A 970-nucleotide genomic window follows, 5' to 3' on the forward strand; every position below is an offset into this window, starting at 1 on the left:
CGGCCTCGGCTGCCGCGACGGCGTCGGCCGCTGTCACCGATGCCGGTCACGAGGTGCGCGACGCGCACGCTCGGGTGGCCGAGGAGAAGACCGCGTATGCCGCGGACCCCCACCGCGCCGACGTGCTCGACCCGGACACCGACGTCACCGAGGAGTCCGGCCCGGCGAGCCCGACGGGAAGCGCGGCGGATCTGAGCCCGGCGGTGGGGGCGGGGGATCTGAGCCCGGCGGCCCTGACGCCGGCGGCGTTCACCCCTGAGGACGAGCGCGCTCACGCTCTGGCCACCGGTCAGGGCTACGGCGACGAGGTTTCCGTCGACGAGGTGTCGGTGAACGACGGCTCAGCCGACGAAGTCGGCGCCGAAAGTGAAGTCCCCACCTGGGGCGACGGTCTCATGGGTGACGAACCGGTCACCGAGGATGCCGTATTCGATGGCGACGTGGAGCCGGTCGAATCGGTCGAGGTCGAGAGCGATGTGACCGGTGACGAGGTCACCGCCACGGTCCCCGAGGCTGACAACACCGGCGGCAGCGAGCCCGTGTCGAATGCGCAGGTCGACCAGCAGGTCGGCGAGGCATCCCTCGAGGACACGTGGACCGAGGCCGACGAGGCTGCAGCCGCGTCGCCGGCCGCGGCCCACATCGCCGGCGATTCCTCCCATGGCGCAGGGGACTCGGGTGACTGGCAGTACGACGAAGCCCGTGAGGGCCAGGGCTCGGCCGATGACCACGCCGAGCACGAGGTGGAAGCCGCCTGGGGCCGCCGCATCTCGGACCTCGACGAAGTCTCCGACGGTGGCTTCGGCGTCGGATCAGCGGCCCCGATCGCCGACGGCGCCCAGCCGCTCGGCCACACCGTGCAGGCCTACCGCGACACGATGACCTACCGCACCCAGGACGCCCCGGGCTACGACTCCTGCGAGCCCGATGTGTGGTTCTACGACGAGGACTCCGCCCGCCGCGCCGGCTT

At 72.1% G+C, this 970-nt stretch carries 1 protein-coding gene; it reads left to right on the plus strand.

Annotated features, from left to right (window positions below; all coding sequences use genetic code 11):
* A partial coding sequence (locus tag BN10_RS17535; RefSeq protein WP_040751994.1) for a sunset domain-containing protein occupies positions 1-970 on the plus strand: 970 nt, incomplete at both ends.

The sequence above is a fragment of the Phycicoccus elongatus Lp2 genome (genome assembly GCF_000367525.1).
Taxonomy (GTDB): domain Bacteria; phylum Actinomycetota; class Actinomycetes; order Actinomycetales; family Dermatophilaceae; genus Phycicoccus_A; species Phycicoccus_A elongatus.